The 9344-nt window shown below is 69.3% G+C and carries 7 protein-coding genes; 6 read left to right on the forward strand and 1 reads right to left on the reverse strand.

From position 1 onward, the window contains the following. Nucleotides 1-66: 66 nt before the first annotated feature. The gene (locus ACH4XV_RS29695) at nucleotides 67-1077 is read right to left on the reverse strand and encodes a hydroxyacid dehydrogenase (RefSeq protein ID WP_395795046.1); all 1011 of its coding nucleotides are present in this window, start codon (nucleotides 1075-1077) and stop codon (nucleotides 67-69) included. Nucleotides 1078-1553: 476 nt separating this feature from the next. Between ACH4XV_RS29695 and ACH4XV_RS29700 the strand changes: the two genes are divergently transcribed. The 6 genes from ACH4XV_RS29700 (at nucleotide 1554) to ACH4XV_RS29725 (ending at nucleotide 9140) form a co-directional block, all read left to right on the forward strand. After that, complete coding sequence (locus ACH4XV_RS29700) at nucleotides 1554-2882, forward strand: extracellular solute-binding protein (protein WP_395795048.1); 1329 nt, start codon at nucleotides 1554-1556, stop codon at nucleotides 2880-2882. Next, nucleotides 2879-3850, forward strand: a complete 972-nt coding sequence (locus ACH4XV_RS29705) for a carbohydrate ABC transporter permease (RefSeq protein ID WP_380006323.1) — start codon at nucleotides 2879-2881, stop codon at nucleotides 3848-3850. The genes ACH4XV_RS29700 and ACH4XV_RS29705 overlap by 4 nt, the downstream gene beginning before the upstream one ends. Beyond that, nucleotides 3847-4713 carry a carbohydrate ABC transporter permease gene (locus ACH4XV_RS29710; RefSeq protein ID WP_380006326.1) on the forward strand — a complete coding sequence of 289 codons (867 nt, stop codon included), beginning with the start codon at nucleotides 3847-3849 and terminating at the stop codon, nucleotides 4711-4713. The genes ACH4XV_RS29705 and ACH4XV_RS29710 overlap by 4 nt, the downstream gene beginning before the upstream one ends. A gap of 105 nt (nucleotides 4714-4818) precedes the next feature. Beyond that, a complete protein-coding gene (locus ACH4XV_RS29715; protein ID WP_395795051.1) occupies nucleotides 4819-6195 on the forward strand; it encodes an alpha-L-fucosidase in 1377 nt (458 codons plus the stop codon). Nucleotides 6196-6246: 51 nt separating this feature from the next. Continuing rightward, on the forward strand, nucleotides 6247-7680 hold the full coding sequence (locus ACH4XV_RS29720) for a chondroitinase-B domain-containing protein (RefSeq protein WP_395795053.1): 1434 nt from the start codon (nucleotides 6247-6249) through the stop codon (nucleotides 7678-7680). 35 nt (nucleotides 7681-7715) lie between these two features. After that, nucleotides 7716-9140: a chondroitinase-B domain-containing protein gene (locus ACH4XV_RS29725; protein WP_395795055.1), complete on the forward strand. Its 1425-nt coding sequence runs from the start codon at nucleotides 7716-7718 to the stop codon at nucleotides 9138-9140. Nucleotides 9141-9344: the final 204 nt, after the last annotated feature.

A 9344-nucleotide genomic window follows, 5' to 3' on the forward strand; every position in this document is an offset into this window, starting at 1 on the left:
CGCGGCCGGGCCAGGCCGGACCGCGCCCGCCAGTGCCCAGCCGCGCCGCCAGTGCCCGACCGCGCGTCAGGCCAGCGACGCGGCGTGGGCGGGGTCGATCGCGTGCCGAAGCGGCAGGTCCTCGGTGAAGCGGCGCACTTCGTCGAGCACGAGCTGCCCGAGGCGGTGGCGCTCGGCCCCCATGGCGCCGGCCAGGTGCGGTGTCAGGACGACGTTGGGAAGGGTGAACAGTGGCGAGTCGGCAGCCGGAGGCTCGGGGTGCGTGACGTCCAGTACGGCGGTGAGGTCGGGCCTGGCCCGCAGGACCTCCGTGGCGGCGGCCTCGTCGATCAGCGCCCCCCGCGCGGTGTTGATCAGTGTCGCGCCCGGCCGCATGGAGCCCAACAGCCGTGCCCCGATCGAGCCGCGGGTCTCGGGCAGCAGCGGTGCGTGGAGACTGACGACATGGCAGCCGGCGAAGAGTTCGTCGATGGAGACCAGCCGGACTCCCGCGCGCTCGGCGGTGTCCGAGGAGGCGACCGGATCCGTGGCGAGCACCTCGACGTCGAAGCGCGCCAGGTGGGCGGCGACGAGCCGGCCTATGTGCCCGAGCCCCAACAGGCCCACCCGCGACCGGTAGGCACCCGGGACGTCGGGATTGACGGGGAAGCGGCGGTTGTGCGCCACCTCCCGCGCGATGTGGTGGGCCTGCTTCAGTCCGAGGAGGACATGGGCGAGGGTGAACTCCGCCACCGGAACGGCATTGGCCGCGGCGGCCGAGACGATCGGGATGCCGCGGTCCCAGAAGGCGGGTGTGGTCAGGTGCCGGACGGATCCCGCCGCGACGAGAACCGCCCGCAGCCGCGGGGCATGTGACAGGAGGGCGCCATCCAGGACGGGTGCACCCCAGCCCGTGAGCAGGAGGTCGACGTCCCGCAGCACATCCGGGTCCGCCTCCAACTCCTGCCGGGTGAGGGGCGGCCCCTGCCAGTGCACGAGCCGGCCGAGCCCGGCCAGCACCTCGGGCGGGTAGACGTCGGCCCGGCGTGCTTCCTCCATGACCAACAGCGCTGTCGGTACGGTGGCCGGTTCGTTCATGGCGGGTCGGTCTCCTCGGCCTGTCCGATGGTGGACCGACAGCCGGACGATCGGCGGTCCCTGCTCGGATGCGGTGGCAAACGTCTGACTGAATGTCGCGATTGGTACGGCCTGGCCCGGATTCGGCGCGGCCCGGCCCGGGTGTTGTCCGGCCTGAAGCTCACGGAAACCATACATCGGATCATTGAAATGTCATCGCTGTGACCTTGACTGCTCGAACTTCTCGACTCGGACGACTACTCGCCGTTCCCGTCCATGCCCAAAATGCACGCGTAAGGGCCCATCCACCGGCGCCAGGCCGTCCCTACCGCCGGTCGGATCACGTGGGGGCAGTGCGGAAGCGCGCCGGACGAGTGTTCTCGTCGGCCGCTGAAACCTCTTGTATTCATCGGACTATTGACCGGCGAATCGGACCCCGTTACCGTCCCAGCAAGCGCTTTCCAGGCCACTGCGATCCGGCGAAAACAGGAGTAGTCATGCAAAGATCGCGATGGATCGGTGTCGGGGCCCTCGCCTCCGCCCTGATCCTCACCAGCTGTACATCCGGGCCTGCGGGAGTGGATGCCAAGCAGAACTCCAAGGCACCTCTCGAGCTTTGGACCCGGACGACGCCGGGCGGACCGGGCGAGAAGGGCGCGCAGGAGCTGGCCGCCGCCTTCGAGAAGGCCACGGGCTTCAAGGTCGAGGTCACGGCGATCTTCGACGACTTCGAGACCAAACTGCAGCAGCGCGCCGCCCAGAAGAAGCTTCCCGACATCGTCATGAACGACGCGACGCAGATCGGGACCATGCACAGCCAGGGTCTGCTCCGCGAGATCGACATGGGCAAGATCAAGGACAGCGCCCAGATCATCGGTCAGGGGTTGCAGTCCGGGAAGAGCCTGGACGGCAAGCAGTTCGGCCTGCCCATCTCCGCGCAGGCATCCGCACTGCTCATCCGCAAGGACTGGCGCGAGAAGCTCAAGCTCGAGCCCCCGCGGACCTGGGACGAGTTCGCCGCGATGGCCGCGGCCTTCACCACCCAGGACCCCGACGGCGACGGCAAGAACAACACCGCCGGGCTCGCCGCGCCGCTGTCCACCAAGCGCGGCTACGCCTCCTGGTACTTCTCCAACTTCCTGTGGGCCGCGGGCGGCGACTTCATCACCGAGACGGGCAAGGGCAAGTACAAGCCGGCCATGACCACCCCTGCATCGGTGCAGGCCATGCAGTGGTTCCGTGACCTCGGCTGCAAGAGCAAGGCGATCCAGCCCGGCGCCGTGACCATGGACACCCCGCCGACGAACGAGACGTTCGAGGCGGGCAAGGCCGGGATGTACGTCGTCGGCCCGTACCTGCTGCCGCGCTTCGACAAGTCGCTCGGCGCGGACAAGTACGAGGTCGTGCCGATGCCCAAGGGGCCGAAGGACGCCACCGTCCTCGCCGAGGGCAGCTCCGTTTACCTGATGGCCGGCTCCGACAACCGCGCCGGCCAGGACGCCTTCGCGAGCTTCGCGGTCTCCGTCGAGGGCCAGAAGAAGGGCATGGAGGGCACCACCGGCTACACGGTGCAGATTCCCGTCAACACCAACGTGGACATCGCCCAGATCCGCACCGACCCGCGCTGGAAGACCTACGCCCAGGCGTACCAGGACTCCGGCCGCTACGCGCCCTCCATCCCGAACTGGACGCCGGTGCGACAGGTGACGGCGGACGCGGTGAACGCGCTCCTGGCGGATTGCGGCCTGGACATCAACACCAAGTTGCGTGAGCTCGACAAGCAGCTCGCCGACATCCTCAAGGAGCAGGGGATCGCCGCGTCATGAGCCTCGACCAGGCGGATCCGGCCGCCCTGCCGGCGACCGGCCCCGCCCCGCGAAAAGTGGGTCGCCGGGGCGGCGGGGCCGCCGACCGCCGGGTCCGCGGCCGCCGGGGAGGCCGGTGGTGGACGCCCTGGCTGTTCCTGGCCCCGGCGCTGATCCTCTCCCTGTACTTCAAGTTCATCCCCATGGTCAACGCGGTGACCATGTCCTTCCAGGACGTTCAGCCCTACCTGGGAAACCGGTGGGTCGGCACCGAGAACTACAGCACGGTGTTGCAGTCCCACGGGTTCCGCGAGGCCGTGTGGCACACGATCGTCCTCGCCGTCGGCCAGACCTTCGGCGCGATGGCGCTCGGCTTCGCGCTGGCCCTGCTGATGGAGGGGCAGAGCCGCCGACTGGGATTCGTGCGCTCCGCCGCGTTCCTTCCGGTGGTGGTGCCGATGGCGGTCGTCGCCGAACTGTGGCGGATCATGTACCACCCGACCGGCGACGGCATGCTCAACTCCATTCTCGCGCTGGCGGGAATGGGCCCGTCGGGGTTCATCAACGACCCCGACACCTCGATGGCATCCATCATGGTCACCGGCATCTGGCGCGGCGCTCCCTACGACATGATGATCTTCCTCGCCGGTCTGACGAGTGTGGACCGCGGTCTGTACGAGGCGGCCAGGGTCGACGGTGCCTCCCGGTGGCAGCGGGTGCGGCACGTGACGGTGCCCGGACTGCGTTCGGTGTTCTCGATCCTGTTCATCCTCGCCGCGATTCGCGGACTGCGCGTGTTCACCGAGGTGTTCCTGCTGACCAACGGCGGGCCCAACGGCTCCACCGAGGTCGTCATGACCCTCATCTACAAGCTCGGACTCGAGCAGAACCGGCTCGGAGTCGGCGCGGCGGGAGCGGTCCTGCTCTTCGCGGCGACGCTGATCCTGACCATCATCGTCCAACTGCTGCGGCGGAGGGAGAGCAAGTGAGCGAGTCGACCGAAACCGCGCTGGGCCTGACCGAGAGCCGCAGCATCGGCGGACGGATCCTGAAGGCCGTCGTCTACCTCCTGGTCCTGACCATGTTCGCGGGTCCGCTGCTGGCCCTGCTCGTTGGCGCCTTCGGCGACATCAAGGACCCGACGCAGCTGAGCATCGTGCCCTCGGGCTTCACGTTGGACAACTTCAGCATCGCCTTCGACCAGGGGGTGCTCAAGTATCTGCTGAACTCCTTCTTCGTCGTCGGCTTCGGGCTGCTGCTCCAGGTGTCCGTCTCCGTCCTGGCCGGATACGCGCTGGCCAGGAAGGTCTTTCCGGGCATGACGCTGGCGTTCGTCGCGATCCTGGCGACGCTGATGCTGCCCGAGGAGATCCTGGCCATCCCGCTGTCCGTCGTGCTCGCCGACCTGCCGGTCGTGCACTTCAACCTCATCGGCACCCTCGCCGGAATGATCGTTCCCCTGGGTGCCTGGGGGTTCTCCATCCTGGTGATGACCGAGTTCATGAAGGACGTGCCGCGCGAACTCGAGGAGGCGGCGCGCATCGACGGCGCCGGGGACTTCCGGATCTTCGCCCAGATCATCCTGCCGATGTGCAAGCCCGCGCTCGGCGTCATCGGGGTCTTCGGCTTCACCATGATCTGGGACCAGTACCTGCTGCCCCTGCTCGTGGCCACCGACTCCTCCTCGTACACGCTGCCGCTGGCGCTGCGGACCCTGCGGATCGACCCGGCCGTGACCCCCGGCGTGGTGATGGCTGCCTCGCTGCTGGCGCTGCTGCCCTCGGTGATCGTCTTCCTGTTCTTCCAGCGGTCGTTCGTCAGCGGCCTGTCCTCCGGGGCACTCAAGGGCTGACCCGCACACCCGTCGGCCCCGCCCCCACCCCCCTCCCGTACGACCAGCCCGACGCGCACGAAAAGCCGGCGCGCGCCGACGGCCGACGAGAAAGAGCGATTCCCCATGACCGCGAGCGCTGACACCGCGCAGGCGCATCCGTCCGCGACCTTGGATCCCGAGGCAGGCCCGGAGACGAACTGGTTCACCACCGCCCGGTTCGGCATGTTCGTGCACTGGGGTCTGTACTCCCTCGCCGCACGGCACGAGTGGGTCAAGAACCGCGAGGAACTGACCGACGAGCAGTACCAGGTCTACTTCGACCACTTCGACCCCGACCGCTACGACCCCGTCGAATGGGCCAGGACGGCCAAGGCCGCGGGCATGCGCTACGTCGTGCTCACCACCAAGCACCACGACGGCTTCTGCCTGTGGGACAGCGCCCTCACCGAGTACAAGGTCACCAACACCCCGTACGGACGCGACCTTGTGGGGCCCTTCGTCGAGGCGTGCCGCGCCGAGGGGCTCAAGGTCGGCCTCTACTACTCGCTGATCGACTGGCACCACCCGTCCTTCCCCGTGGACGGCACCCACCCGCAGCGCGACGACGAGGCGTTCAAGGCCGCCAACGCCGACCGGGACATCCGCGAATACCAGTGCTATCTGCACGGCCAGGTCCGCGAACTGCTGACCTCGTTCGGACGGATCGACTACCTGTTCTTCGACTTCTCCTACGTCGGGCGCGCCTGGTGGGGCGGCAAGGGACCCGACGACTGGGACTCCCCGCAACTCCTGAAGACGATTCGCGAACTGCAGCCGCACGTCCTCGTCAACGACCGGACCGGCCTGCCCGGGGACTTCGTCACCCCCGAGCAGTACCAGCCGTCCGGCCCGATGACCGAGAACGGGCGACCCGTGGTGTGGGAGGCATGCCAGACGCTCAACGGGAGCTGGGGCTACGACCGGGACAACCGGGACCACAAGAGCCCCGACCTGCTGATCCGCATGCTCGTCGACGGCGTGTCCAAGGGCGGCAACCTGCTGCTCAACGTGGGGCCCGACGGCCGCGGCGCGCTCGACCCGCGCGACATCGCGATCCTCGACGAGATCGGCCGATGGACGCGGCTGCACGAGCGGTCCATTCGCGGCTGCGGCCCCTCCTCGTACACCGCCCCCGCCGAATGCCGGTACACCCAACGCGGCGACCGGCTCTACGTGCACCTGTTCGCCTGGCCGCCACGTCACCTGCACCTGCCCGGCCTGGCCGGCCGCGTGCGCTACGCCCAACTCCTCAACGACGCGTCCGAGATCATCCCGGTCCACATCGACCCGGACCGGCCCGCGGTCAACACCGAGATGGGCGGCCAGCCCGCCGGAACGCTCACCCTCCAGATCCCGGTCGGGCGCCCCGACACCCCCGTACCCGTCATCGAACTGTTCCTGAACGCCCAAGCGGCCCAGGACGCCGAGGACACCGCCGGGGACACCCCGACCGTCGGCTGATCACCAGCCGCGACACCGTCCGTACCTCCACCACATCCTCACGGAGGCACCATGCAACGCCGCACGTTCCTGATGGGTACCGCGGCAGGGGTGGCGCTGGCCGCCGCCCCCGTCGGCGGAGCGCTGACCGCGAGCGCGAGCGCGGCCCCCGGCGCCGTCCGCACACTGGACGAGCTGCAGGCCGCGATCGACCGGGCACGACCCGGCGCCCGGATCGTGGTGGCCGACGGGACCTACACCGTCCCCTCGGACCGCCCGCTCACCATTCGGAACAAGCAGGGCATCGGCTTCGCGCCGATCACCATCGAGGCCCGGACGCAGGGCGGCGTCATCCTGGAAGGCGAGCAGAGCTTCGTCTTCGAAGCGTCCACTCACATCACCCTGAGCGGCTTCTCCTTCCGGCAGCGGAACACGCTGGACATACCCCCGGACTGCTCGCACATCAGGCTCACCCGCAACGACATCCACCTCGCCGACATCGAGGGCGTGCACTGGGTGATGGTGCGCGCGGACGACAGCACCGTCGACCACAACCACTTCCACGGCAAGAGCACCCTCGGCATCTACCTCGGCATCGAGGGCGCGAACAGCGACGAAATGGCCCAGCGGGTCCACGTGTACCGCAACTACTTCTCCGACCACACCTTCACCGGCGCCAACGGCGGCGAACCGATCCGGCTCGGCGTCAGCCCCCGGGCCCTGTCCAGCGCCCACGCGATCGTCGAGTACAACCTGTTCGAGCGGGCCAACGGGGACCCCGAGGCGATCTCGGTGAAGAGCTCGGACAACACCATCCGGCACAACACCATCCGCAACAGTTTCGGCGGCATCGTCCTGCGGCACGGCAACCGCAACCGGGTGGAGGCCAACCACTTCATCGACGGCACCGAGGGCGTGCGGATCTATGGCAACGACCATGTGATCGTCAACAACCACCTCTCCGGCCTGGCCGGGCGCGCCCTGGTGATCGGCAGCGGATCGGAGCGCGATCACCTGCCCGGCGAGACGCCCGAGGCGCGCCGCGGCAACGACGCCCCCGACCGCATCCTGATCGCGCACAACACCCTGGTGAACAACGGCGGCACGATCTCCGGCGAGAGCCAGCGCCCGCACGAGCCGCGCGATGTCACCGTCGCCGACAACCTGCTCGTCGCCGACACGGGCCAACTGGTCGCCATGGCCAACACCGTGCGCTTCACCTGGTCCGGCAACCTCCTGTGGGGCGCCGCCGCGGACGGCAACATCCCCGCAGGCGGCGGAACCCGGGTCGACCCGAAGCTGGTGAAGGACGCGTACGGTATCGCCCGCCCGGCCGCCGGCAGCCCGGCCATCGACGCCGGCACGCCGCGCCGGCCGCGCGTCACGCACGACATCGACGGACAGCCCCGCACCAGGACGCCCGACGTGGGCGCGCACGAATACTTCCGCCGGGCGCCGAAGTGCGGCCCCCTGACCCCGGCCGACGTCGGCCCCCGAGCCGACTGAGCGACCCGCCCGCCCACTTCGACGCAGGAGGCATCATGCAACGACGCACGTTCCTCAAAGGCTCCGCCGTGGCCGCACTCGCCGCGGTACCCCTCACCACCTCGCTGTCGGGCAGCGCGTCCGCGGCCGACATCCCGGTCGCCTCCCTCGCGGCGCTCCAGAGCGCGATCAACGGCGCCGCGCCCGGTGACCGGATCGTCGTCGCCGACGGGACCTACACGGTCCCCTCGGGCGGCTCGATCAACATCTCCGGCAAGAACGGCACCAGCAGCGCACCCATCACCATCGTGTCGAAGACGCGCGGCGGTGTGGTGCTGAAGGGCGAGCGCAGCTTCGTGCTGAGCAATTCGACCAACATCGTGATCAGCGGCTTCGCCTTCAGGCAGAGCACCACGCTGGAGATCCCGACGAACTGCCCGGCGATCCGGCTGACCCGCAACGACTTCCAGTTCGCGGACAACGGCGACCCGTACTGGGTCGTCGTGCGGGGGAACGACACCAAGATCGACCGGAACCACTTCCACAACAAGACCACCACGGGCATCTTCGTCGTCGTCGACGGTCCCAACAAGACCGACATGGCGCAGAACGTACAGATCTTCCGCAACCACTTCTCCGACCACAGCTTCACCGGGGACAACGGCGGCGAGCCGATCCGCTTCGGCGTCAGCGGCAAGGCCCTGGCGAACGCCGGCGGAAAGGTCGAGTACAACCTGTTCGAGCGCTGCAACGGGGACCCCGAGGCCATCTCGGTGAAGTCCTCGGGCAACACCATCCGATACAACACCATCCGTGACAGCAAGGGCGGCATCGTGCTGCGCCACGGCAACGGCTCGACGGTGGAGGGCAATTACCTCATCGGCGGCGTCGACGGGGTGCGGATCTACGGCAACGACCACGTGATCGTCAACAACTACCTGAGCAATCTGTCCGGCCGCGCCCTGGTGGTCGGCAGCGGCAGCACCCGGGACCACACCCCGAGCGAGACGGAAACCCAGCGGCGGGGCAACGACGCCTGCGACCGCGCGGTCATCGCGCACAACACGCTGCTCGACAACGCGGGCATGTTGGAGGGCGAGACGCGGGCGTTCGAACCGCAGAACGTGACCATCGCCGACAACCTGCTGGTCGGCGACTCCGGCGACCTCGTCGCCATGGGAGCCACCACCGGCTTCACCTGGAAGAGCAACCTGCTGTGGGGAGCGGCCGGCAACGGCAACATCCCCGCCGGTGGCTTCACCCGGGCCGACCCGCTGCTCGCTCAGGGCGCGGACGGTGTGTGGCGACTGACGGCGGGCAGCCCGGCGATCGGCGCGGCCACGCTGAACATCACCCTGGCGGACGACATCGACGGGGACCAGCGCGGCAGCGTACGTGACATCGGTGCCGACGAGTACGCGACGACGCCCGCACTTCGGCACCCCCTCACCGCCGCGGACGTGGGCCCGAACGCTCCCTGAGCGACCGGCGGTGACGGGGCACCGGACGCCTGAGCGGTTCGCGCCCGACCCCGCCCGCGCCTTCGAAGCGGTCCGCCCGGCTCCGTCCGGGCGGACCGCTTCGCACCCCCCCGTGGCCCCCCCCCCGGGCCCCCCCCCCGGGCCCCCCCCCCCCCCCCCCCCCCCCCCCCCCCCCCCCCCCCCCCCCCCCCCCCCGCCCCCCCC

The organism is Embleya sp. NPDC020630 (genome assembly GCF_044334985.1).
Classification (GTDB): Bacteria; Actinomycetota; Actinomycetes; order Streptomycetales; family Streptomycetaceae; genus Embleya.